This window comes from Thiocapsa sp., from assembly GCF_035467215.1.
Classification (GTDB): domain Bacteria; phylum Pseudomonadota; class Gammaproteobacteria; order Chromatiales; family Chromatiaceae; genus Thiocapsa.
Map to the genome: position 1 here is coordinate 1 of NZ_DATITZ010000092.1, position 22,994 is coordinate 22,994.

Annotated in this window: 22 protein-coding genes and 2 pseudogenes; 10 read left to right on the forward strand and 14 right to left on the reverse strand. The window is 66.4% G+C overall.

Going from position 1 to position 22,994, the window contains the following annotated elements; translation table 11 throughout:
* From ubiG to VLR48_RS04905, 9 genes and pseudogenes are all read left to right on the forward strand, one after another.
* Nucleotides 1-612, forward strand: a 612-nt coding sequence (ubiG, locus tag VLR48_RS04865) for a bifunctional 2-polyprenyl-6-hydroxyphenol methylase/3-demethylubiquinol 3-O-methyltransferase UbiG (RefSeq protein ID WP_325290697.1), incomplete at its 5' end; no start/stop codon positions are given.
* Nucleotides 612-1,460 carry a squalene/phytoene synthase family protein gene (locus tag VLR48_RS04870; RefSeq protein WP_325290698.1) on the forward strand — a complete coding sequence of 283 codons (849 nt, stop codon included), beginning with the start codon at nt 612-614 and terminating at the stop codon, nt 1,458-1,460. The genes ubiG and VLR48_RS04870, both read left to right, overlap by 1 nt.
* Nucleotides 1,461-1,723: 263 nt before the next feature.
* A complete protein-coding gene (locus tag VLR48_RS04875) occupies nt 1,724-2,473 on the forward strand; it encodes an SDR family NAD(P)-dependent oxidoreductase (protein ID WP_325290718.1) in 750 nt (249 codons plus the stop codon).
* A 34-nt stretch (nt 2,474-2,507) separates the two neighbouring features.
* Nucleotides 2,508-3,695: pseudogene (bioF, locus tag VLR48_RS04880) on the forward strand (8-amino-7-oxononanoate synthase).
* Nucleotides 3,696-3,887: 192 nt separating this feature from the next.
* The gene (gene bioH, locus VLR48_RS04885; protein ID WP_325290699.1) at nt 3,888-4,700 is read left to right on the forward strand and encodes a pimeloyl-ACP methyl ester esterase BioH; all 813 of its coding nucleotides are present in this window, start codon (nt 3,888-3,890) and stop codon (nt 4,698-4,700) included.
* Nucleotides 4,697-5,614, forward strand: a complete 918-nt coding sequence (gene bioC / locus VLR48_RS04890; RefSeq protein WP_325290700.1) for a malonyl-ACP O-methyltransferase BioC — start codon at nt 4,697-4,699, stop codon at nt 5,612-5,614. Before bioH ends, bioC begins: the two co-directional genes overlap by 4 nt.
* A 100-nt stretch (nt 5,615-5,714) precedes the next feature.
* The gene (gene bioD, locus VLR48_RS04895; RefSeq protein WP_325290701.1) at nt 5,715-6,482 is read left to right on the forward strand and encodes a dethiobiotin synthase; all 768 of its coding nucleotides are present in this window, start codon (nt 5,715-5,717) and stop codon (nt 6,480-6,482) included.
* Nucleotides 6,483-6,548: 66 nt separating this feature from the next.
* Nucleotides 6,549-7,775 carry a D-alanyl-D-alanine carboxypeptidase/D-alanyl-D-alanine-endopeptidase gene (locus VLR48_RS04900; protein WP_325290702.1) on the forward strand — a complete coding sequence of 409 codons (1,227 nt, stop codon included), beginning with the start codon at nt 6,549-6,551 and terminating at the stop codon, nt 7,773-7,775.
* A gap of 47 nt (nt 7,776-7,822) precedes the next feature.
* Nucleotides 7,823-8,686 (forward strand): trypsin-like peptidase domain-containing protein, encoded by an 864-nt coding sequence (locus tag VLR48_RS04905; protein WP_325290703.1) that lies wholly within the window; start codon nt 7,823-7,825, stop codon nt 8,684-8,686.
* Nucleotides 8,687-8,788: 102 nt separating this feature from the next.
* Here VLR48_RS04905 and dnaB read toward each other — a convergent pair whose 3' ends face one another.
* The 6 genes from dnaB to VLR48_RS04935 form a co-directional block, all read right to left on the reverse strand.
* Nucleotides 8,789-10,183: a replicative DNA helicase gene (gene dnaB, locus VLR48_RS04910; protein WP_325290704.1), complete on the reverse strand. Its 1,395-nt coding sequence runs from the start codon at nt 10,181-10,183 to the stop codon at nt 8,789-8,791.
* A 148-nt stretch (nt 10,184-10,331) separates the two neighbouring features.
* A complete protein-coding gene (gene rplI, locus VLR48_RS04915) occupies nt 10,332-10,781 on the reverse strand; it encodes a 50S ribosomal protein L9 (protein WP_325290705.1) in 450 nt (149 codons plus the stop codon).
* Between the two features lie 149 nt (nt 10,782-10,930).
* Nucleotides 10,931-11,866, reverse strand: a complete 936-nt coding sequence (locus tag VLR48_RS04920; RefSeq protein WP_325290706.1) for a DUF2232 domain-containing protein — start codon at nt 11,864-11,866, stop codon at nt 10,931-10,933.
* A 9-nt stretch (nt 11,867-11,875) separates the two neighbouring features.
* A complete protein-coding gene (gene rpsR / locus VLR48_RS04925) occupies nt 11,876-12,112 on the reverse strand; it encodes a 30S ribosomal protein S18 (RefSeq protein ID WP_325290707.1) in 237 nt (78 codons plus the stop codon).
* A 15-nt stretch (nt 12,113-12,127) separates the two neighbouring features.
* The gene (rpsF, locus tag VLR48_RS04930) at nt 12,128-12,541 is read right to left on the reverse strand and encodes a 30S ribosomal protein S6 (RefSeq protein ID WP_325290708.1); all 414 of its coding nucleotides are present in this window, start codon (nt 12,539-12,541) and stop codon (nt 12,128-12,130) included.
* Nucleotides 12,542-12,704: 163 nt separating this feature from the next.
* Nucleotides 12,705-13,157, reverse strand: a complete 453-nt coding sequence (locus tag VLR48_RS04935; protein WP_325290709.1) for an SRPBCC family protein — start codon at nt 13,155-13,157, stop codon at nt 12,705-12,707.
* 119 nt (nt 13,158-13,276) lie between these two features.
* Here VLR48_RS04935 and VLR48_RS04940 point away from each other — a divergent pair, with 119 nt between their 5' ends.
* Complete coding sequence (locus tag VLR48_RS04940) at nt 13,277-14,467, forward strand: acyltransferase (protein WP_325290710.1); 1,191 nt, start codon at nt 13,277-13,279, stop codon at nt 14,465-14,467.
* A gap of 136 nt (nt 14,468-14,603) precedes the next feature.
* Here VLR48_RS04940 and VLR48_RS04945 read toward each other — a convergent pair whose 3' ends face one another.
* From VLR48_RS04945 to VLR48_RS04980, 8 genes and pseudogenes are all read right to left on the reverse strand, one after another.
* Nucleotides 14,604-15,365, reverse strand: coding sequence for a molecular chaperone DnaJ (locus VLR48_RS04945; RefSeq protein WP_325290711.1), 762 nt, complete (start codon nt 15,363-15,365; stop codon nt 14,604-14,606).
* A 7-nt stretch (nt 15,366-15,372) separates the two neighbouring features.
* Complete coding sequence (locus tag VLR48_RS04950) at nt 15,373-16,092, reverse strand: VWA domain-containing protein (RefSeq protein WP_325290712.1); 720 nt, start codon at nt 16,090-16,092, stop codon at nt 15,373-15,375.
* Between the two features lie 216 nt (nt 16,093-16,308).
* Entirely contained in the window at nt 16,309-18,285 is a 1,977-nt protein-coding gene (locus VLR48_RS04955; protein ID WP_325290713.1) for an ATP-dependent DNA helicase, read from the reverse strand.
* A gap of 41 nt (nt 18,286-18,326) precedes the next feature.
* Nucleotides 18,327-19,247 carry a tetratricopeptide repeat protein gene (locus tag VLR48_RS04960; RefSeq protein ID WP_325290714.1) on the reverse strand — a complete coding sequence of 307 codons (921 nt, stop codon included), beginning with the start codon at nt 19,245-19,247 and terminating at the stop codon, nt 18,327-18,329.
* Nucleotides 19,247-21,685 (reverse strand): penicillin-binding protein 1B, encoded by a 2,439-nt coding sequence (gene mrcB, locus VLR48_RS04965; protein WP_414718577.1) that lies wholly within the window; start codon nt 21,683-21,685, stop codon nt 19,247-19,249. The genes VLR48_RS04960 and mrcB overlap by 1 nt, the downstream gene beginning before the upstream one ends.
* Complete coding sequence (locus tag VLR48_RS04970; RefSeq protein WP_325290716.1) at nt 21,636-21,758, reverse strand: hypothetical protein; 123 nt, start codon at nt 21,756-21,758, stop codon at nt 21,636-21,638. Before VLR48_RS04970 ends, mrcB begins: the two co-directional genes overlap by 50 nt.
* Before the next feature lie 169 nt (nt 21,759-21,927).
* The gene (locus VLR48_RS04975; protein WP_325290717.1) at nt 21,928-22,716 is read right to left on the reverse strand and encodes an ABC transporter permease; all 789 of its coding nucleotides are present in this window, start codon (nt 22,714-22,716) and stop codon (nt 21,928-21,930) included.
* A pseudogene (locus VLR48_RS04980) lies at nt 22,713-22,994 on the reverse strand (ABC transporter ATP-binding protein); the annotation flags it as partial. The pseudogene VLR48_RS04980 and the gene VLR48_RS04975, both read right to left, overlap by 4 nt.

Below are 22,994 nucleotides of genomic sequence, written 5' to 3' on the forward strand. Positions count from 1 at the left end.
AATCCGCTGCGCCTGGACTATATCGAGCGCGCGGCGTGCGGGTTGGCGGGCAAGCGTGTCCTGGATGTGGGTTGCGGCGGCGGCATCCTCTCCGAGTCGATGGCGCTGCGCGGTGCGGAGGTGACCGGGATCGACATGGGCGCCATGCCGCTGCGTGTCGCCGAGCTTCACACCCTGGAGAGCGGCGTAGAGGTCAGCTATCGGCTTGTGCCGGTCGAGGTGCTCGCCGCGGAGCAGCCGGACAGCTTCGATCTGGTCACCTGCATGGAGATGCTCGAGCACGTCCCCAGCCCGGCCTCGATCGTCGATGCCTGCGCGCGACTGGTGCGCCCGGGCGGGACGGTGGTCTTCTCGACCATCAACCGCAATCCCAAATCCTATCTCTTCGCCATCCTGGGCGCCGAATATGTCACGGGTCTCCTACCCAGAGGCACGCACGACTACGCCCGCTTCATCCGCCCCTCCGAGCTGCATTCCTGGATCCGCCCGACCGATCTGCGCACCACCGACATGACGGGCATGACCTACAACCCGCTGACCCAAACCTATCGACTCGACCCGGATGATCTCGACGTCAACTATCTCGTGACCTGCGTGCGCGATTCCGATTGATGCAGGGCTCGCAAGCAGCGACCGAGTGGGCCTTCCCGAATCCCGGGACCCCGCCCGGATCGTCCGCGTATTACAGCGTGCGCTTTGCACCGCCCGGGTTGCGCGATGATCTGGCCGCACTGCTCGGCTGGCGTCATCTGGTGCGATCGGTCGTCGATGAGGTTTCGGACCAAGGGGTGGCCGCACGCAAGCTCGCATGGTGGAACGACGAGCTCGAGCGCATCTTCGCCGGCACGGGTCGGCATCCGCTGGGGGTGCCGCTGGGTCAGCTGATCGCGCGGGCCGAGCTGTCGCGACAACCCTTCGTCGACATTGCCATGGGGACGGAAGCGATCCTGGCCGATCGGCGTGTGCGGGACGTCGCCGCCCTTGCGGCCCTGGCCGACCTGGATCTCGGAGCGCTCCTCGAGCTATTTGCGCGCGCGCACGGCGAATCAACGCCGACCCGCCTAGCCGCTGCCCGACGCGCCGGGAGCTATTGCAGCCTGGTCGAGCTCGTGCGGGACAGCGGTCGCCTGCTGCGACAGGACCGCTGCGGCTTCCTTCCCGAAGACCGACTGGATCGTCACGGCGTAAGTCATGCCGATCAACGGCCGACCGAGATCCGCAAGCACTTGGCCCCACTGCTCGCCGATCTCGCCGAGGATCTGAATCGCCATCGCGCCGACCTGAGCCATCACCTGCCCCGGCTGCCCGCCGTCGTGCGGATCCGCGTCCGCCTCGCGGATCGCCTTATCGCCGAGATCGCGGCCAGCGGTTTTCAGGTCGCCGATCAGCGGATTGCCCTGACCCCGATCCGAAAGCTCTGGAACGCCTGGCGCGAGAGTCGGCGCGGAGCACTCGACTAAACCGCGCCCGGCGCGGCATGCGATGTTTTTGGATGGGATCGGACCCCTTGGACCTGATACCCGCTGGAGGATGCGCGGTTTAAAAGATTAAAAAATAGATCATTTTAAACCGCGTCTTCGCCAAGGGTTGTGGATGCCTCAAACGTCGAGCTCACGCGAAAATCGGCATATCGCTCCGGACGCGGTTTAATCCGCAATGCCGCTGCGTGCAATCGCGGCGATAATTTCGAATTATGACAACCGAGCAAGAGGCATTTCAAGCAATGGACCAAGGACAATCCGACGCCGATCGACTGGACGGGCGTGTGATTCTGGTGACCGGCGCCGCCGAGGGGATCGGACGCGCCGTCGCGCTCGGCTGCGCCGCCGCCGGGGCGACCGTCGTCCTGTCGCAATCCAACGAGTCGGACCTCACCGACGTCTACGACCAAATCGAGGCCGACGGCGGGCCGGAGCCGGCGATCCTGCCGTTGAACCCGGAGACCGCGACCGAGGACGATTTCCTCGCCGCCGCCAATGTCCTCGGCGACACCTTCCGCCGTCTCGACGGACTCGCCCATTGCGCCTCCTATGCGCCCTTTCTGAGCCGCATCGACGACTATGACGCGAGCGAATGGGATCGCGTGATCCGCATCAATCTCACCACGCCCTTTCTGTTGACCCAGGTCTGCATGCCGTTGCTTCGGGCCTCCGAAGACGCCTCCGTCATCTTTACCTCGGACCGCGTCGGCCGTCAGGGGCTAGCCTACTGGGGCGCTTACGCGGCGGCCAAGTTCGGCATCGAAGGGCTCATGCAGGTCCTCGCCGCGGAGATGCGCGAGAACGGGAAGATCCGGGTCAACAGCATCGACCCGGGCGTGGTGCGGACCGCCTTGCGCGCCCGTCTTTATCCAGGCGAGAACGCGCTGAACAACCCCTTGCCCGAGACCATCGCCGGCGTCTACGTCCGCCTTCTCGGCCCGGCCGGACGGGGAACCAACGGCGCGGCGCTTCAGGCGCAAGACCCGGCTTGATCGCCCGAGCCGGATCCCAGCCGATACGTAAGCCATGACCCCCGACCTCGACCAGGCGCTCGACCAAGCGCTCGATCAGCAGCGGGCCGCAGGGCTCTATCGGTGCCGTCGCGTGCAGGAGCGCCCGCAGCAGCCGGAGGCGATCGTGGACGGCCGCCCAATGTTTAGCTTCTGCAGCAACGACTACCTGGGGCTCGCCAATCACCCCTAGGTTATCGCGGCACTGCGACAAGGGGCGGAGCGTTGGGGCGTCGGCAGCGGCGCCGCCCATCTGGTCAACGGACACAGCGCCGCCCATCATGCCTTGGAAGAGGAGCTGGCCGACTTCACCGGTCGACCCCGTGCGCTCCTCTTCTCGACCGGCTACATGGCCAACCTCGGAATCATCTCGGCCCTGACCGGCCGGGGCGACACACTCTGGCAGGACCGACTCAACCACGCCTCCCTGCTCGACGGCGTCCTCCTCTCGCGCGCAACGCTGCGCCGTTATCCGCACGCCGATTCGGCCGAGCTCGCCCGTCTCATCGGCGCTCGAGACGCGCGCATGATCGCCAGCGACGGCGTCTTCAGCATGGACGGCGATCTTGCTCCCTTGCCTGCGCTCGCCCTGATCGCACGCCGCTCGGGTGCCTGGCTCTTGGTCGACGATGCCCACGGGCTCGGGGTGCTCGGGCGCGAAGGACGCGGAACACTCGATCATTTCCGGCTCGACTCCGAGGAGGTGCCGATCCTGATGGGCACCCTGGGCAAGGCGTTCGGCACCTTCGGCGCCTTCGTGGCCGGATCGGATGCCCTGATCGAGACCCTGATCCAGCGTGCGCGAAGCTACATCTACACCACGGCCACGCCCCCGGCCGTGGCCGAGGCGACGCGCACGAGCCTCGCACTCGCTCGCCGCGAGGACTGGCGACGCGAGCACCTGCAAGCCCTGATCGCCCGATTCCGGACGGGTGCGAACCAGCTCGGCCTGCCGTTGTCCGAATCGCCGACGCCCATCCAGCCGCTGATCGCGGGGAGCAGTCATCAGGCGCTCGCCTGGGCGGCGGAGCTGGAAGCCCGCGGGATCCTCGTCGGCGCCATCCGTCCGCCGACCGTCCCCGAGGGCAGCGCACGTCTGCGGGTCTGTCTGTCGGCCGCCCACACAGAGACCATGGTCGATCGCCTGCTCGACGCACTCGCAGCCCTACGCCCCGCGGCGCCGAGTGCATCACCCGGCGCATAACCCGGAACGCAAGCCGCGCGAACCCGGAGGTCGGACGAGCGGAGCGAAGTCCGACATTCAGCCTCGCGGAGGAACGCCGGCGCCGCGCTTCCGTCCCCGCCGAGCCAATCGGTTAGAATCGAGCGCCGAGCCGCGCGATCCCGACAAGCCAGACGCGCAACCCCTACTTTCGGACGGACGACCAAGCACCGAATGACCGACCCGACACACGCACAGCACACCGACCGCCACCTGGTTCTGCTCCACGGCTGGGGGATGAACAGTGCCGTCTGGGACGATCTCGCCGGCGATCTCCCGCCTGGCGTCATCCCCTGCCCCATCGATCTGCCCGGCCACGGCGACCGCCCCTTCTCGCCGCCGCTCGGCGACCTCTGGTCCTGGGCCGATACCTGTTTGGATGCCGCCCCGGAGCGCGCGACTTGGCTCGGCTGGTCGCTCGGCGGTTTGGTCGCCCTGGCCGCCGCGGTGCGTGCACCCAAGCGGGTCGAAGGCCTGATCCTCATGACCGGCACGCCGCGTTTCGTGCGTGCGGCGGACTGGATGCCGGCGATGCTGCCCGAGACGCTCGACCAGTTCCATGCCGGCCTGCTCGCCGATCCCGCCGAGATACTCGCGCGCTTCCTCGCGCTCCAGGTGCGCGGCAGCGACGACGCGCGCGAGACCCTGCGCAGCCTGCGCCGACGCCTCGCCGAACGGCCGCAGCCGAACCCGGATGCGCTCTCGATCGGCCTGAACATCCTGCGCGACGAAGACATGCGCGGCCGGCTCCCGGACATTCGCTGCCCGACGCTTTGGATCTTCGGCACCCATGACGCCCTCGTCCCCCCGGCCGTGGCGGAGCGTGTTGAGATCCTGATGCCGGGTGCGCTCACCGCGGTCGTCCGGGGTGCCGCCCACGCGCCGCATCTCTCGCACCCGGATCAAACCGGCGAGATCGTTCGGAACTTCCTGGCTCGTATGGAAGATCCCGGGGCAGGCCCGAGCGAGGGTCCGACCACGCCATGAACCCGATCGACCCACCCATCGACCAGAGGATCGACAAAGGCCGAGCCCGGCGCAATTTCGAGCAGGCCGCCGAGCGCTACGACAGTGTCGCCGTGCTCCAGCGCGAGATCGCCGACCGGCTGCTGGAACGCCTCGATTACGTGCGTCTCGAGCCCGAGCGCGTACTCGACCTCGGGGCCGGCACAGGCTACGCCGTCGATGCACTGCATCGGCGTTACCGCAAGGCGCGGGTCATCGCACTGGACTTCGCGCACGGCATGCTGCTGCAGGCGCGTCGGCGCGGCCGCTGGCTCAGGCGTCCGCTCTGCCTCTGCGCGGATGCCGAATCGCTTCCGCTTGCCGACGGCGCGGTCGATCTCATCGTCTCGAACGCGACCTTTCAGTGGTGCAACGGCCTGGATCGGACCTTCGCCGAATGTCTGCGTGTCCTGCGTCCGGGCGGGTTGCTGATGTTCACCACCTTCGGACCCGACACCTTGAAGGAGCTGCGCCACGCCTGGGCAAGTGTCGACGGCGCCTCGCATGTGAGCCCCTTCCTCGATATGCACGACGTCGGCGACGCCCTGGTGCGCGCCCGCTTTGCCGATCCGGTGATGGACACCGAGCGGATGACCCTGACCTACCCCGCCGTGCGCGAGCTGATGCAGGATCTCAAGATCCTGGGCGCGGGCAACGCCACCGCCGATCGACCGCGTGGTCTCACCGGACGTGCCCGGCTGGCGGCCTTGGATGCGGCCTACGAGATCCACCGCAGCGACGGCCGGCTACCGGCCAGCTACGAGGTCGTCTACGGCCACGCCTGGGTGCCGGAGCAGAAACCGGCGCAGGGCGGCATCGCCGTCCCGGTAAGCGCCATCGGACGCCGAAATCGTGTGAACTTGCCCGCTGATCGTGCCGTCGAGACCGGGGGTTAAATCGCGCCGGTTCCGGCGGTCGTCACGCCTGCCGCGGCCGATCGCATCCAAAAACATCGCATACCGCGCGGGGCGCGGTTTAAGGGAGGATCGCATCGCCATGCACGGGCTCTTCGTAACGGGAACGGATACCGGCTGCGGCAAGACCGAGATCAGTCTCGGGCTGATGGCCGCGATGCAGGCGACGGGACCGAGCGTGCTCGGGATGAAGCCGGTCGCCTCCGGTTGCGCGCGCGGTCCCGACGGATTGCGCAACGACGACGCCGTGCGCCTGCGCGCGCAAGGCAGCTCCGAGGCGCCTTACGGCCTGGTCAATCCGTACGCCTTCGCCCCCCCGATCGCGCCGCACATCGCCGCCGGAGAGGCCGGCGTCGAGATCCGTCTTCCGACCATCGAGCAGGCATATCGAACACTCGCCGGGGAGGCCGATCAGGTCATCGTCGAGGGCGTCGGCGGCTGGCGTGTGCCGTTGGGGCCGAAGCTCTTCCTCAGCGACATCCCCCGGGCGCTCGGGCTGCCTGTGATCCTGGTGGTCGGCCTGAAGCTCGGCTGCATCAATCACGCCCTGCTGACGGTCGAGAGTATCCAGAGCACGGGCGGCGTCCTGGTTGGCTGGGTCGCCAATCAGGTCGACCCGACGATGCTGTCTCGCGACGCCAACCTCGCTACCCTCGCGGCCCTGATCGATGCGCCTTGTCTGGGCGTCTTGCCCTGGCTCGAAGCGCCGACCCCGAGCGAGCTGGCGGGATACCTTCATCCCGAGCTGATCGATCTGCAGCCGCGACATGCCGCCAAACTCGCCACGACGAAGACTCGGACCGAGGCGCGGGCGCAAACCGGGGCACGGGCGGCGAAGCGACGCGCATAGACAGGCGTTGTCGGCTATTCTTGGGCCTCGATATCTTGCGTCCTCCTTACTCACGTTGGATCCGGAATGATCGCACTTTCGATGCCGTCTAAAAAAAGCCGCAATCGCACCCCGCCGAAGATCCTTGCCACGCTTACGCTTGCGCTCGCCGCTGTCCTGGCGATGCCGATGGCGCTTGCGGATCCGGTGGCCCAAGTTAGGGCACTTCCGCAGGCGAGCCTGCTCGTTCAAGAGAAGGGGCGCGACCTGATCGCGACCCGCGCCGATACGCCGCGCATCCCGGCCTCGACCATGAAGGTGCTGACTGCATTCGCCGCGCTCGAGACCTGGGGACGCAACCATCGCTTCGAGACCGACTTCTATACCGACGACGCAGGCTGGCTCTGGGTCAAAGGCTATGCCGATCCCTATCTGGTCTCCGAGGAGCTCGACAAGGTCGTGAGCACACTCGCAACCAAAGGCCCGCGCCGGGTCACCGGCATCGGTCTGGACGACAGCTTCTTCAGCCCGGATGTCGAGATCGCCGGACGCTCCTCGACCGACAACCCCTACGACGCGCCCGTCACCGCCTTGGCGGCCAACTTCAACACCGTGAACCTGATTCGCACCGGGGACAGTATCAAGAGTGCTGAACCACAAACCCCGCTGACCGACTCGGCTCGGCGCTTCGGCATGGCCGGCGCCGCGGGCAAGCAGCGCGTGAATCTGCGCGAGCGCGACAAGGCCCTGCGCTATTTCGGCGAGCTGCTCGCCGCCAAACTCGAAGGCGCCGGCATCCAGGTCGGCGAGCAGCAACGCATCGGGCCGATGCCGCGCGATGCCGAGCGCATCTACCGCCACGCCAACAGTCGCACCCTCGCGGAGATGGTGTCGCCGATGCTGAAGTATTCGAACAATTTCATCGCCAATGCGCTCTTCCTGCGACTGGCCGATCCGAAAGGCACGGGGCAGGTCACCATGACCGGCGCGAAGCGCGCCATGACCGACTTCTCGCGTGAGCGCTTCGCGTGGCGCGACTTCACGATCGACGATGGCGCCGGTCTCTCGCGCGCCAATCGGCTCAGCGCCAGGCAGCTCGTGGAGCTGCTCGACGCCTTCGAGCCTTATCGTGATCTCATGCCCCAACAGGACGGGAACCCCGCCGTTCGTGCCAAGACCGGCACCTTGCGCGGCGTCAGCACCTACGCCGGCTATGTCCGCCGCAGCGGGAGCTGGGAACCCTTCGCCCTGATGATCAACGAGCCGGTCGACGGCGCCGTCCGACAACGCGTCGCCGGCAGCTTGGCACGTTGAGCGTTCGCCCTCGCCCACATCATCCCTTCGACCCTCGGGAGCACACCGTGGATTGTTCGACAGCTGCGACTGCGCCCCGGCGCCGAACGGGCGCGATCGTGGCCTCGGCGTTCATCGCGCTGTTCGCGACGGGTTGCGCGGTCATGCCCGATGCGGACCGCGGGGCGGGACTGCCGACCGCGATCGCGGGCGCCCCGGCCCTCGGCACTGCGTCGGGTTTCCCGTCGCTCGCACCCTTGATGCGCCGGGTGACGCCTGCGGTGGTCAATATCTCGGTCAAGTCCGAGGTCGCGATGGAAGACCACCCCTTCCTGCGCGATCCGGAGTTCCGCGCCTTCCTTGATCGCTTCGGTCTGCCCGCGCCCGAGGAGGCGGAGATCGAGCAACGCTCGAGCGTCGGCTCCGGGATCATCGTCGATGCCGCCCGCGGCTATGTGATGACGAACGACCATCTATTGCGCAACGCGACCGAGATCCAGGTCACGCTCAAGGACAGGCGCACATTTCGCGCGCGGCGACTGGGTTCGGATGCCGCATCCGACGTCGCCATCCTGGAGATTCCGCCGGTGCACGTGCGGCCGCTCAAGCTCGGGGACTCCAATCGACTGGAGGTCGGCGACTTCGTCATTGCCATCGGCAATCCGTTCGGTTTGGGCCAAACCGTCACCTCGGGCATCGTGAGCGCCGTCGGGCGCAGCGGAATCGCCGGCAACCGGCTCGGCGAGCTCATCCAGACCGACGCCTCCATCAATCCGGGCAACTCGGGCGGCCCCTTGATCAACCTCGCCGGCGAGGTCGTCGGCATCAACAGCGCCCTCATCGGCCCGAGCGGGGGCAATGTCGGGATCGGTTTCGCAGTGCCGAGCAACCGCGCCCGAGTCGCCTTGGACAATGTCGTTCGCGGGCGATGAGGCTGCGGCTTTGCCGTTAAACCGCGTCCAGAGCGAGATGCACACTTTCGAGTGAGCTCGACGTTTGGCGCATCCACGGCGCTTGGAATTACTTCCGAGGGCTCAGTCTCCACCCTCACCATAATAATTACCGATATAGTTCTCGAATTTAGTGTATTTGCCGAGAAAGGTCAGCCGGGTCGTCCCGATGGGTCCGTTGCGCTGCTTGGCGATGATGATCTCGGCGACACCCTTGTCCTTGGTGTCTTCGTGATAGACCTCGTCGCGGTAGATGAAGACGATGAGGTCTGCATCCTGCTCGATTGCTCCAGATTCCCTCAGATCCGACATCACCGGCCTTTTATTCGGCCGCTGCTCGAGACTGCGGTTGAGCTGCGAGAGTGCGATGACCGGGACGTTGAGCTCCTTGGCGAGTGCCTTGAGCGAGCGGGAGATGGCGGAGATCTCGGTCGCTCGATTCTCGCCGACACCGGGGGCCTGCATGAGCTGGATGTAGTCCAGCACGATCAGACCCAGGTCGTCCTGATCGCGTTTCAGCCGCCGCGCACGCGCCCGGACCTCGGTCGGCGAGAGGGCCGGCGTATCGTCGATGAACATGGATGCGCCGGCGAGGATGTTGACCGCCGAGGTCAGGCGCGGCCACTCGTCGTCCTCCAGCCGCCCGGTGCGCACACGATGCTGGTCGATGCGCCCGAGCGAGGACATCATGCGCATCGCCAGCGAATCGCCGGGCATCTCCATACTGAAGACCGCCACCGGGCGTTTGGATTGGATGGCCACGTGCTCGGCCATGTTCATGGCGAAGCTCGTTTTTCCCATCGACGGGCGTCCCGCCACGATGATGAGGTCCGCGGGCTGCAACCCCGAGGTCATCATGTCGAAGTCGGTGAAGCCGGTCGCCAGGCCCGTGATGGGCTCGTCGCGCTGATAGAGTGCGTCGATGCGCTCGACCGCACGGCCGAGCAGGGTCTTGATCGGCTGGAACCCGCCGCCGCCGCGCGCCTCTTGCTCGGCGATCTCGAAGACGCGTCGCTCGGCCGCATCGAGCAGCTCGGAGGCGTCCCGGCCCATCGGGTTGTAGCCGCTATCGGCGATGTCGGTGCCGGCGGCGATCATCTGGCGCAATACCGAGGTCTGGCGGACGATCTTGGCGTAAGCCTTGATGTTGGCCGCGCTCGGGGTCTCGTTGATGATGCTTCCGAGATACGCCAAGCCACCCGCGCCTTCCAGCTGCTCGGTGCGCTCGAGGGTCTCGGCGAGGGTCACGACGTCGAAGGGCTGGTCCGCAGCGGCGAGCTTGGCGATGGCCTGGAAGATCAGGCGGTGCTCGCGTCGATAGAGGTCACGCTCGGTGACCATGTCGGCGATGCGATCCCAGGTGCTGTTGTCCAGCATCAGACCACCGAGCAGGGATTGCTCGGCATGGATGTTGTGCGGCGGGATGCGGAGCTCGTCGAAGTCCGCGCCCGGAGGGCCTTGGGAATCCGAGTCGAACATAGATCACCCCCGGCCCGAATGACTCACGCAGAAGAGTGTGTCGCGCCAGACCTTAGAGTCGAGTCGCGTGACGTGCCCGGTGGGTCCGAGCGAGGCTCACCCCGAATCCGGCGGACGTGCGCCGCCGGACGATGAGGAGACGGGCGTATCAGTCCTCGGGAACGACGTCGACCTTGATGACGGCATCGACCTCGGGGTGCAGGTGCAGGGTCACCTCGTACTCGCCGGCGGCGCGGAAAGGACCGCCCGAGAGCTTGATCTCCTGCTTGGTCAGCGCGAACCCGGCGGCGGTCACCGCATCGGCGATATCGCCGGTGCCGACCGAGCCGAACAGCCGTCCCTGCTCGCCGGCACGGCGGGCGATCGTCACACTCATCCCTTCGAGACGATCGCGGCGGGCACGGGCCTCGGCCAATTGCTCCTCTGCGACCTGCTCGAGCTCGGCGCGCCGAGCCTCGAAGGCTTCGAGGTTGGCGTCGGTGGCCGACATGGCAAACCCGGACGGGATCAAATAATTCCGGCCGTAGCCCGAACGGACACTAACCTTGTCGCCGAGCGCACCGAGGCGACCGACATTCTTCAGCAGGATGACTTCCACGTGTGTATTCCTCTCAAAAGTTCGTCGAGATCAGGGTCATGCACCCTTGGTCGTCGGGTGATCCCCCGGAACGGGCGGAGCATGAGCCCGAACCTGATCCGTTCCTTCCAGGTCTTTTCGGCCAAAGGGTCTCGGTCTATCCGGGCGGATCAGACCGCCGGCCCGCTCGGACCCGAGCCCGGGGGAGGTGCCGCTGGAGCAACCCGGGATCGGATGTCGGCCCAGATATCCACCAAACCGATACAGGCGATCAGGAGTAGGGTCTGCGGCATGAAGAAGATCACCGCGGCATAGAGCCCGACCAACCACGCCTGCCGTGCCTGCTTGAGCGCACGCACCTGATGGGCCACCGCGAGCCCCTGAAACAGGAGTAGTACGCCCGGCACCAACAACAGATTTGCCGTCAGGCTCGCACCCTCTCCGAAGGGAAGAAGCGCCAACAGCAACAGAACGAGGACCCCGAACGCACGGCCCAACCGCAGCTCCCGAAACTCCTCGCCGAAGCCGCCCGGGTTGTAAAGCAGCGCCTGCCACCAGCGTGCGATAAAGAGCCCGAACAGCAACTGCGTGACCAAGGCCGCGGCAAATGCACCGGTCATCCAACCCGCAAGCTCGGCGAACACGGCGGCACTCGCCGGGTCGTCCAGCACGCCGTCCTTCACCAGCGCATCCCGGAACGGCTCGAGGATCTTGAGCCAGGTCTCGCTCGGGTCACCCATCAGGGCGTAGGCCGAGAGCATCAGAAGGATGCCCAAGGCACCGGCCGTCTGAAGCGTCAACGCCAAAGAGCGGCTATATCGCAGCAGCAGCGCCAGGGCCAGAATCGGCACCCAGAGCATCAGCAGCACGCCGAGCGCCGGCAAAGGCGAGCCCAACGCCAACCAGGCGATGGCTCCCATACCGAGGGTCGCCACTGCGCTCACGAACAGTCCGTAGACGGGACCGCCGCGCAGGGCAACCAAACCGATCGAGCCGGCGCTGAGCAAGCCCAACGGCGGAACCAGGATCGACAACAAGGCCGTGACGGCGGCGACCAGTGCCGCCTGCGACGGGCCGCGCATAACGAAGGCCGCAAGCGCCTTCATGCCGGCGGCTCAGTGGCCGTCGGTATAAGGGAGCAGCGCCAGATAACGGGCGCGCTTGACCGCTTGGGCCAACTGACGCTGATATTTTGCCGAGGTCCCGGTGATTCGGCTCGGGACGATCTTCCCGGACTCGCTGACGTAGGCCTTCAGCAGGTTGAGATCCTTGTAGTCGATCTCGGTCATGCCTTCGGCGGTAAAGCGGCAGTAGCGCTTACGACGGAAAAAACGTGAGTTGCTGGATTCCATGGCTGGCTTCTCGTCTTAATCGCTCTGGGAGTCGCTGTCGGCGTTGCTGCTGCGCGGGGAATCTTCCCGGCGGCTGCTGCCCTCGGGTGCATCCGAACGCTCGCGCTCTTCGCCGGTCTTCACCAGGGGAGAAGGCTCGGTCACGGCATCGTCGCGGCGAACGATGAGGTTGCGCAGGACCGCGTCGTTGAACCGGAAGGCACTTTCGAGCTCGTCGATGGCCTCCTGATCGCACTCGACGTTCATCAGGACGTAGTGCGCCTTGTGCACCTTGTTGATCGGGTACGCCAGCGGGCGACGACCCCAATCCTCCATGCGGTGGACAATGCCGCCACGCTTTTGCAGATTCGTCTGGTAGCGCTCGATCATGCTCGCCACCTGCTCGCTCTGGCTCGGATGAACCATGAAGACTACTTCGTAATGTCGCATTGAAGCTCCTTTCGGATTGACAGCCTCCCGAGGCGGCAAGATGGCCGAACCGGTGAGACAAGGAGTTCCCCGGATTGCAGGGAATCGCGCATTATACGGAGTCCGGCCGACAGGTCAAAGGTTTGCGAACGACGGCGCCACGACCGCAAGCTCTCCGGTGCGCTCAGGCGGCGCCGACGAGCTCCGACTCGATGAGACCCTTGAGATTGCGGATCACGCGCTCCGCGCCGTCCTGAGCCGCGATCCGGATCAGCTTCTCGAAGGGGCGAAGCGGCAGTCCAAGTTGTGCAATCTCGAAGATGAAGGTGAGATGTGTATGCTCGCCGAGCGGCTCGAACCGATACTCGATGAGGTAGGGATCGGTCGTCCCCCTGAAGGAGACGCGGCGACCCGGCTCGAGCGCGACGACGCGAAACCGACTGTCGGTGCGTCGTCCCTGATCGACGCGAATCTGGCGGCCGATCCAGCCGACCCGGATCGGACCCTGCGTCACCGCCTGAAGACTCTGCACCTCGGGCGACCAGCGCGGGTAGTTGCGGAGGAAATCCTCCACCACGAACCCGAAGACCTGCTCGGGCGGGAGACGAATCAGTGTCTGTGCTTGGGTTTTGACCATGGGTGATAACGTCCCCCGACGCGCGCTGTGAACGAGGCAAGCAGGATCGAACACGGATCTTCGCAGAGAATGGGGCCTTGCGTAACTGTCCAAACCCGAGATTCGCCGAGGCCCCGAGATTGAATCCTACCTCAACCGAGAGAAACGGCGCGCTCGACGGCATTCGCGGTCTCGCAATCCTCTGGGTGTTCGCGTTCCACGCCAACGCTTTGTTGGTTGGCTCGCCATCCGGCACGCCGCTTGGCTGGGGTCAATCGCTAGCCGAAAAAGGCATGCTCGGCGTGCAGCTCTTCTTCGTGCTGAGCGGCTTTCTGCTGGCGCGACCCTGGATGCAGGCGGCCGAGGCGGGCACGCCCTACCCGGGCGTCCGGCGCTTCTTCGCCCGCCGAGCTCGACGGATCATTCCGACCTACTGGGTCCATCTCGCCCTCTTGTTCGGGCTGATTCTGCCGATCCTCCACGGCGGCTACATGATCCTGCGGACCGATGTCGGACAGGCCAACCTTTGGCTGCACATCCCCTTGCTGCACTTTCTGCACCCGGGAAGCTCCAGCTCGCTCGGCCTCAACATGGCCCTCTGGAGCCTGAGCATCGAGGCCCAATTCTATCTGCTCCTGCCGGTGCTGGCCCCCTTGTTCGTCCGCAACCGGTTCTTGGTCGCACTCCCGACAGCCCTGCTGGTCGCTCTGCTGTGGAAAACCTACGCGCCCGGATGGCTGATGGAGTCGGTCTATTTGAACGTTTCACCGTCCCGATTGATCTTCTTCGACCCTGTCTCCGGCCGCCCCGGTCCCTTCCCGTCCGAGATGATGCGGTTCTTTCTGGAGCGACAATTGCCGGGCGAGATCATTGCCTTTGCACTCGGGATGGCGGCGGCCAATCTCTACACACGACTGCGCTCGGGCGAGCCGGCCGCGCAACCGCTGCGCTCCCTCGACATGGCCGCACTTGCCTTCCTGGTGCTTGCGACGCCGACGCTGATCCACCTCTCCTTCGGCGAGATCTTGACGGGGGTTGGATGGCGGCTTTTGGGAATGCCGCTCTTCCTCGTCGGCTGCACCCTACTCGTACTCGCCGCAGCACTTCGGACCCCGTTGATCGACCGGATCTTCGCAAGCCCGGTCCTGGTGCCGATCGGCGTGATCAGCTACAGCCTCTTTCTGTGGCACGAGCCCGTGTTGCGGCTCGTCGCGGCCGCCCGCCTGCTGCCGAACGCGTGCGACGGCGCACCCTGCCGAATCGCATTGGCGTTGGGACTCTCCCTGCTCGTCGCGGCGGCTTCATATTTCCTGATCGAGCGACGCCGGTGACCGCGGGTGTAGAGTGTTGGGGCATACATTGCGGCATTGATTCTTCCGTAATCCTAAACCGCGCCGGCTCCGAGGTTCGTGGATTCAGTCCCAAGTCGATCCAAACCGAAACAACGCATATCACACTCTGCGCGGTTCAGTCCCCCAGCAACAAGCGCTTCGCCTCGTTGATCTTCGCGGCCAGATAGTCCGACCCGCCGCGATCGGGATGCAGACGCTGCATGAGCCGCCGATGGGCTGCGCGGACTGCGTCGGCATCGGCGTCCGGCTCCAACCCGAGGATTGCCCAGGCTTCGGTCTTGGTCAGACGCTCGCCGTGCGGCGGCGCGCGACCGGGACGGCCGCTTCCCTCGTCGCTTGCGCGCCAGTCGGCCTCGCGCTCGCGGTCGAGATAAGCCTCCAGCACAGCAGCCGATTGGGCATCGGCGTCGCGATAGAACTCGAGGATGCGGATCAGCTCGTCGAGCGTGAGATCCGACAGCCGGCGATCCTTGAAGGGACCTTCGAGGACTTCGCCGTCCATCGTCCCGGTCGCATGATCGAGGCGCATCTCGAGGAACTTCGTGCGAATACTCGATGCCCGGGAGCCGCTTCCTGCACCGGCTCCGCCGGGTCCGGCCAAGCCCCCCAGGCCGAGACTGCGCAGCACCTGCTGGATGGCGGGGAAGAGCCGCACGACGGCGGCCGCGCGCAGCACCAGCGGGATTGCCGCGCCGATGGCGGCAAAGATGGGACTCAGCCGTCCGGTCGCCGCGGCCAGGACCAAGACACCGATGACGCCCCAGAATGCGGCCTTGCGTAGCACCTGGCTGACCCGGTGCGCCGGGGTCGCACGAAACCAGTAGAGAAACCACAACACTACGCCCAGGATTCCGAGCAGGATCAGCAAACGCGCCATGCGAACCTCAGGTCCCTTTCTTCGTCATTTGGTGGGTCAATTGAAGGACGGCGCCCCCGTGGGTCTCGCCGTAGTGCGTCAGCGCCGCCCGACCGCCGGCGGCATAGACGGCCACCGCGGCAAGCAGATCGTGAAGCATCCGGGGGCTGCCGGAATCGAACGGACACCAGGCACCGCCGCTCAAGCGAGCAATCTCGCGGAAGCTCCGCTCCGTCGCCGGATCGCGACCTTCCTGGAAGACGAACGCCGGTACGCCGGAGAGCCCGAGCCGTCCGGCCAGATCGGCAAGACGATCGCGGCTCTCCTCCATGCAGTCGCCGACGAACACCAGCGCATCGACGCGCCCTTTCTTGACCTCGTCCAAGGCATGTTGCAGGACACGACCGATCTGGGTCAGACCGGCCTCGCAGAAGACCCCGTTCATGCGCTTGAGCAGCGCATCCGAGTCCTGGAGCCAAGGCGAGGCCGAGAAATCCCGGAAGCCGCGATAGTAGCAAAGCTGCACCTCGAGCCCGCCCAGGTCGCGCGTCTCGATAAACATGCCGGACTGGATCTGCGCCGCGCGATCCCAGGTCGGCTCGCGGCTCGCCGTCGCGTCCATCGCGAAGATGAGCCGCCCGCGCGCGCCGGGCGGACCGACGCGCGGTGTCGCAGCGACCTGGCGCAGGAAGGCGCTCACATCGGTCGCATCGGCGGGTGATTCGAGATCGGTTCGTTTCGAGGTCATCTCAGATCGTTTCCGTCGTCATGGCCGCGGCGACATCGGCTCGAGCGCCGCGGATCCGGAGCGTTCGACCGGCGCGTGGGGCAAGCATTCCCGCGGGGGTGGCGGTTCGGCCTCCTGCCTCCTGCCTCCTGCCGGTGTCAATCGATGACGTCGCTGCTCGGTGGTCGATATCGGCGGAAATGCCGGCATCGACGGTCTCGATCAAGCGCGCGGGGGTTAGATCGGAGCCTGAGCGGGTGCGGCTTGTCCCGCATCGACCGGATCCGGTGGTGCGCCGTCGGCCCCCGGCGCCGTCTCGAAAAAGGCCCGCACGTCGTCGATCGAGCGCGTGCGGGCCATCGCCGGCAGGCTCTCCAGGAAGCGATGCCCGTAGGAGCGGCCGAGCAGACGCGGGTCGCAGACCACCAACACGCCGCGATCCTCGCCGTCGCGGATCAGGCGTCCGGCGCCCTGCTTGAGTGCGATCACGGCCTGCGGGAGCTGATGATCGTTGAATGGATTGCCGCCGCGCCGGCGCACGGCGTCGATACGCGCGGCGAGGACCGGATCGCCGGGCGAGGCGAAGGGCAAACGGTCAATGAGCACGCAAGACAGCGCCTCGCCTCGGACGTCGACGCCCTCCCAGAAGCTCGATGTCCCCAAGAGGACGGCGTTGCCGAGCGCGCGGAAACGCTCGACCAGATCGGCGCGCGGCGCGGTGCCCTGAACCAGGATCGGATAGGGGATACGGCCCTCCAGACCTTCGGCCGTCTCGCGCAAGGCGCGATAGCTCGTGAAGAGCAGGAAGGCACGCCCTCGGCTGTAGCCGAGCACCTCGCAGGCCAGCTCGAGCAGGTGGCTGTTGTACGCGGGCTCGGACGGCTGCGGCAGGCCGCGCGGGACGAACCAGAGCGCCTGATTCGCGTAGTCGAAGGGACTGTCCCAACGCTCGGTTTGGGCCTCTTCGATCCCGAGCTGACGGGCGAAATGATCGAAGCGCTCGCCCACAGCCAGGGTTGCGGAGGTAAAGACCCAGGCGGTTTGGGGTCGCCCCATCTGCGCACGGAAGGGCTCGGCCACCTCGAGCGGTGTCTCGTGCAGCCGAAACCCGCGGCCTTGCGTCTCGAACCAGCGCACCGCCTCGGCGGGCTCGACCGAGGTCAAACGCTGCAGTGCGTCGCCGAGATCCTCGGCCCGACCCAGACAGGCATCCAGACCCTTGCCGCGACCCTCGACCGCCTTCAGGCCCTCGGTCACGGATGCCAGACGCCGCACCAGGGTCTCCAGCGCCTTCAGCACCTCCGGCACTCCGGCGAGCTCGCTCCAAGGCCCGCGGCGGTCGATCTCGCCCAGACCAAGGCGCATGTCCTGAACGGCTCGACGCAGTGCGCCCAGACGCTTCGGCAGCTCGGGCATGTCGCCGGCCTCGCGCCGATACTCGAGCTCGCTGTCCCGGACCAGATCAAGCAGCTGCCGAGCGCTGACACGCACGCCGAAGAAGCTGGTCGCAGTCTCGGGCAACTGATGTGCTTCATCGAGCACGAAGCAGTCCGCGCCCGGCAGGATCTCGCCGAACCCCTCGTCCTTGAGCGCCAGGTCGGCACAGAAGAGATGGTGATTCACGACCACCAGATCCGCGGCCTGGGCCTCGCGACGCGCGGCGACCAGATGGCAGCCCTGCCAGTCCGGACAGTCCTGTCCGAGACAGTTGTCCCCGGTCGAGGTCACGCTCGGCCAGATCTGTGCGTCCTCCGGGATTCCCAGCTCGGCGATGTCGCCGCGCGTCGTCGATTTGGCCCATTCCTGGACCTGCTTCAGACCGCTGCGGGACTCGGGGTCCAGGTGCGTGATGTCGTCGATCGCGAGCTTCAGACGATGGCGGCAGAGATAGTTGGCGCGTCCCTTCAGCAAGGCGGCCCGCACCGGAACGCCGAGCGCGGCCCGGACCAGCGGCAGATCGCGATGAAACAACTGGTCCTGGAGGTTGCGCGTCCCGGTGGAGATCAAGACCTTGCGCCCGGAGAGGATGGCCGGCACCAGATAGGCGAAGGTCTTGCCCGTGCCGGTGCCCGCCTCGCAGATGAGTGTGCCGCCCTCCTCCATGAGCGCGGCGATCCGCTCGGCCATCGCCTGCTGCTGTGCGCGATGGGCGAAACCGGGCAGACGCTCGGAGAGCCGGCCATCGGGGCCGAAGATGTCGCCGAGATCGGCCATGGCGGGGGCTTGGCGCCCTGATCGAGCCGCTGTCGGCTCGATCAGTTCCCGCTCGCCCGCTTCTCCGCCTCGGTCGCTCCGGCGATATCACCTGAGCGACGCTTGGACTCCGCGATCACCCGCCAGTTGTCCTGCTTGACGTTCGGTGTATCGCCCGCGAGATCGTTCGAGCGGGAGGCAAGATTGCCGGCCTGACCGGCCTGCCCCTGCTCCAAGCGGACCCTGGCGAGCCGATTCCAGAGATAGGCCTCGCGCGGTGCGATCCGCAATGAACGCTCGAGGGAGGCCGCAGCGCCCGCATAGTCACCCGCTTGGCGCTGTTGCTCGGCTTGGCGAGCCAAGGCATCCGCTGCGGGCGGCAGACCCGGCGCGGCCAGCGGCGGTGCCGGCGGGACCGCAGCAACCTGCACAGGCGGAGCCGGCGGCGGTGCGGCCGGCGCGGGAACAGGTGGCGGCTGCGGGGGCGCGTTGGCCCGAGCGGGTGCAGGCGGCGTCGGCGGCGCCTTGGGCTCGGTTTTAGGCGGGGTCTTCGCGACCTTCTGCGCGGGTGCTGCGGGCGCCGGAGGCTTTGCGGCAGCAGGAGCGGGCGCCGGTGTGGGTGTGGCTGCCGGCTTGGCCGCAGGCGCCGGCTTGGCGGGAGTCGACGCGACACTCGGCGCAGCGGCCGCCGTTCCCGGAGCCGACGGCTGGGAAGCTCGTTGGGCCGCAGCAGCAGCCGGCTCGGGCGGCGGCGCGGGATCGGGTTCGGCGGCCGGATCCCGATAGGCAAAGACCCTGGTTTGCTGCTTCTTGGGCGCAGCGGGTTGCTCCACCGGCTCGGGCTTCGCGGCCGGCTCGGGCTTCGCGGCGACGGGCTCTCGGGGCGTGACCTGCAGAACCGGCGCCGGATCGCCCTCGCGCTGCACTGTCGCACAGGCCGTCAACACCAAACCGGCCATCAAGATCGCTGGAACTCTAGTCATCAGTTGTAAAAATCGCTCATAAAAAGATTCTTGCTGGACGACGCCTTGGGCGCCGCCTCGGGTTTCGACGCAGGCTCCGGCTCGGCAGCGGATTGCTCGCCCGCCTGAGCCAGATCCTGCGGGTTGCCGCTCGCCGGCGCAGACTTCTTGCCGCCGCCTCCGCCGCCTCCGCCGACGCGTGCGGCCGGTGCCGTGCCGGCGATGTAGGGTGCATCGCCCTTGGAGGCCACAACCACACCGTCCGGCGGGACATCAGACAGCGGCTCGTTGGGGATGGCCAACATGAAATCGCCCCAGACACGCAGTGCGCCGGTGCCTCCGGCCAAGCCCATCGGCTGATAATCATCGCGGCCGACCCAGACGACGGCAACCTTGTCGCCGCTGAATCCGGCATACCAACTGTCGCGCATCTCGTCCGTGGTGCCGGTCTTGCCGGCCATCGTCATCCCCTTCGGCAATTTGTCGCCGAGCCAGCGCGCGGTGCCGTGCGTCACGACGCGCTGCATCGCCCAGGTCGTCAGATACGCGGCACGCGGATCCACGACCGCCTCGACGGCCAGCGGATAACGGTTGAGCGGCCGCCCGTTGGGATCCATGACCTCGCGGATCGCCCGCAACGGCGCCCGATAGCCACCGGCGGCGATCGTCTGGTAGACCTGGGCAACCTCCAAAGGCGACAAGGAGACCGCACCGAGCAGCATCGCGGGCACCTTGCTGATGCGCCGCTGTGCACCCAGGCGATAGAGCGTCTCGGTCACCTCGGTGATGCCGACGCTGAGCCCCAGATGGACCGTCGCCAAATTGAGCGAGCTGCTGAGTGCGCGATGCAGCGGCACGGCCCCGTTGACCCGACGGTCGTAGTTTTTGGGTGCCCAGATCTTGTCGCCGACCCGCATGCTGACCGGCGTGTCCTGCAGGCTGGTGGTCAAGGAATAGCGCTCGGGCTTGGACAAAGCGGCCAGATAGACGGCCGGCTTGACCAGCGAGCCGATGGAGCGCACCGAGTCCAGCGCTCGGTTGAACCCCGCATAACCGGACTCGCGACCGCCGGCAAGCGCAAGCACCTCGCCTTGGGCGACCGAGGTGACCACCGCCGCGGCTTCGAGCGAGCCGGCTTTCATCCGGCGCGACTTCTCAAGGTCGGACAGGCGCGCCGGAAGCGATTTCTCGACTTGGGACTGCACCAGGGGGTCGAGCGTCGTGAAGATGTTCAGGCCCTCGGACCTGAGATCCTCCTCGCGATAGTCACGCTGCAGTTGGCGCCGAACCAGGGAGATGAAGTCGGGATACTCGCCGACGGGGCGGCCCCCGCCCTCGGCGATCCCGAGCGGCGCATCCTTGGCCGCCTCGGCATCGCCGGGACTGATGACGCCGTCGCGCGCCATCAGATCCAGGACCAGGTTGCGCCGTTTGAGCGCAGCATCGGCGCGACGCCGCGGATCCAGGCTCGACGGTGCTTGGACCATGCCCACCAGAAGCGCCGTCTCCGGGATGCCGAGCTCTTCGATCGGCTTATTGAAGAAGAAGCTGCTCGCCAGACCGAAGCCGTGAATCGCCCGGCTGCCGTCCTGGCCCAGATAGATCTCGTTGGCATAGGCCTCGAGGATCTCGTCCTTGCTGTAGCGGCGCTCGAGGAGCAACGCCATCAGGGCCTCGTTGATCTTGCGCTCGAACGTCCGATCCGCGCTGAGATAGAAGTTCTTGACCAACTGCTGAGTCAGGGTGCTTGCCCCCTCGACCACGCCCCCGGCGCGCAGGTTGCTGAAGGCGGCGCGGGCGATCCCGCGCGGATCCACGCCGATATGCCGATAGAAGCTGCGGTCCTCCACGGCGATCAGCGTGCGAATCAACAGATCCGGGATCTCCTTGCGGCGCAGCAGGACGCGGTCCTCGTTGTGGGTCGGGTAGATGCTGGCGATCAACATCGGATCCAGGCGCACCAGTGCCGGGGCCGGACCGCCGGACGCATCCTCAAGCTCGGCGACACGCCCCTCGACGAGGCCGACCTTCAGGGCGTGCGCGGGCTCCTCGCCGTCCCAGAACCGAAAGGAGCGCGTCCGAATCAGGAAGCGCTCGCCCTCGCGGCTGTAGCTGCCGGGTGCATCCGGGGCGGCGGTTCGGCGATAGTTCAGCCGGTCAAGCTCGGCTTGAAGCTGGTCCCCGAGCAGCGGCCGATCCGCATAGAGCTCCAAGGGACGCGCGAAGACCCGGGCCGGCAAAGCCCAGCGTTGCCCTTCGAATTTGCCGCGGACCACGCGGTCGAGATGGATACTGTAAAGGGTGCCTGCGAGACCGACGCCGACCAGAATCAGCAGGACCCAGCGGAACAGAAATCCGCCGATCCCGCGGCGTCGACGCACGGGGACACGACCTGGACGTCGTGCCACGTCAGCACCTCCGCTCGAGGCCCGGATCCAAGATGGGATCCAAGCCGGCATCGAGCAGATCCGCCGCGTGACGCGGCGCCGTGCTCATCGGCAAGGGATGGATGGAGAGAACGCCTGGGTACATCGGATGGGCGATCCTTTTATGGAAGATTCAGGTGCTTATGGTCCCACTTGCTGCATGAGGATACAACCTGAGGGGATCGACGGAGCGAGCTCGGGACGCTGCGCGGGTGCTTCGCGAGGCCGTTGCGCAGCAGGCACTGTCCGCATCGGTCGCTACGGATCGCCGTCGATCAGGTCTTGATCCCGACCCCGCGACGCAGGAGGTGCAGGCTGAAGGCCCCGAGCACCAGGATGAAGATCGCGATGATCCCGAACGCGATTCCGACGGGGATGTCGCTCACGCCTTGGAGCCCGTAGCGGAAGGCGTTGACCATGTAGAGGACCGGATTGGCGAGCGACACGCCCTGCCAAAATCCCGGCAGCAGCTCGATCGAATAGAAGACGCCGCCCAGATAGGTCAAGGGCGTCAACACGAAGGTCGGCACGATCGAGATGTCGTCGAAGCTGTTGGCATAGATGGCGTTGATGAAGCCGCCGAGCGCGAACAGCACCGCCGTCATGGTGATCACCAAGAGTGTCACGGGAACGCTGTGGATCCGGATCTCGGTGAAGATCATGGCGACCAGCATGACGGCCAACCCGACGACGAGACCTCGCGCCACCCCGCCGGCGACGTAGCCCGCCAGGATCACCCAGTTCGGCGCGGGCGAGACCAGCAGCTCCTCGATGTAGCGCGAGAATTTGCTGCTGTAGAAGGACGATACGACGTTGGAGTAGGCATTGGTGATGACACCCATCAGGACCAAACCCGGCACGATGAAGTCGAGATAATCCAGGCCGCCCATGGTGCCGATCCGATCGCCGATCAGCCGCCCGAAGATGACGAAATAGAGCGTGGTCGTGATAACCGAGGGCAGGATCGTCTGGACCCAGATCCGGGTGAAGCGCAGGATCTCCTTGACGAAGATCGTCTGGAAGCTGATCCAGTGACGATACCAGCCGACACCTTGCCTGCTCACGCAATCACCTCGCGCGCCGCATCGGGCGCGGCTGCCGGATCCGAGCTCGACCAGCCGGCACCGGCACGGCGGTCGACCATCTCCAGAAAGAGTCGCTCGAGGCGATTTTGCTTGTTGCGCAGGCTGATCACCTCGATCCCGTTGCGCGACAGGGCCTCGAATAAACCGTTCACGGTATGCTCGCGGTTCATCTCGACCTCGATGGTGCAGTCGTCGAGGTGTTGGAGCACAAAGCCGCCGAGTTGGGGCAGCTCGGAGAGCCGACCCTTCAGATTCAG

Excerpts from the sequence above, each read along its gene's own strand:
- mrcB (WP_414718577.1), bottom strand. The coding sequence starts at position 21,685 with ATGCCGGCTTGGATCCCATCTTGGATCCGGGCCTCGAGCGGAGGTGCT.
- VLR48_RS04950 (WP_325290712.1), bottom strand. The coding sequence starts at position 16,092 with ATGACCTCGAAACGAACCGATCTCGAATCACCCGCCGATGCGACCGAT.
- bioH (WP_325290699.1), top strand. The coding sequence starts at position 3,888 with ATGACCGACCCGACACACGCACAGCACACCGACCGCCACCTGGTTCTG.
- bioC (WP_325290700.1), top strand. The coding sequence starts at position 4,697 with ATGAACCCGATCGACCCACCCATCGACCAGAGGATCGACAAAGGCCGA.
- VLR48_RS04970 (WP_325290716.1), bottom strand. The coding sequence starts at position 21,758 with ATGTACCCAGGCGTTCTCTCCATCCATCCCTTGCCGATGAGCACGGCG.
- VLR48_RS04960 (WP_325290714.1), bottom strand. The coding sequence starts at position 19,247 with ATGACTAGAGTTCCAGCGATCTTGATGGCCGGTTTGGTGTTGACGGCC.
- VLR48_RS04935 (WP_325290709.1), bottom strand. The coding sequence starts at position 13,157 with ATGGTCAAAACCCAAGCACAGACACTGATTCGTCTCCCGCCCGAGCAG.
- VLR48_RS04920 (WP_325290706.1), bottom strand. The coding sequence starts at position 11,866 with ATGAAGGCGCTTGCGGCCTTCGTTATGCGCGGCCCGTCGCAGGCGGCA.
- VLR48_RS04955 (WP_325290713.1), bottom strand. The coding sequence starts at position 18,285 with ATGGCCGATCTCGGCGACATCTTCGGCCCCGATGGCCGGCTCTCCGAG.
- VLR48_RS04945 (WP_325290711.1), bottom strand. The coding sequence starts at position 15,365 with ATGGCGCGTTTGCTGATCCTGCTCGGAATCCTGGGCGTAGTGTTGTGG.
- rpsR (WP_325290707.1), bottom strand. The coding sequence starts at position 12,112 with ATGGAATCCAGCAACTCACGTTTTTTCCGTCGTAAGCGCTACTGCCGC.
- rpsF (WP_325290708.1), bottom strand. The coding sequence starts at position 12,541 with ATGCGACATTACGAAGTAGTCTTCATGGTTCATCCGAGCCAGAGCGAG.
- dnaB (WP_325290704.1), bottom strand. The coding sequence starts at position 10,183 with ATGTTCGACTCGGATTCCCAAGGCCCTCCGGGCGCGGACTTCGACGAG.
- VLR48_RS04870 (WP_325290698.1), top strand. The coding sequence starts at position 612 with ATGCAGGGCTCGCAAGCAGCGACCGAGTGGGCCTTCCCGAATCCCGGG.
- bioD (WP_325290701.1), top strand. The coding sequence starts at position 5,715 with ATGCACGGGCTCTTCGTAACGGGAACGGATACCGGCTGCGGCAAGACC.
- VLR48_RS04900 (WP_325290702.1), top strand. The coding sequence starts at position 6,549 with ATGATCGCACTTTCGATGCCGTCTAAAAAAAGCCGCAATCGCACCCCG.
- VLR48_RS04875 (WP_325290718.1), top strand. The coding sequence starts at position 1,724 with ATGGACCAAGGACAATCCGACGCCGATCGACTGGACGGGCGTGTGATT.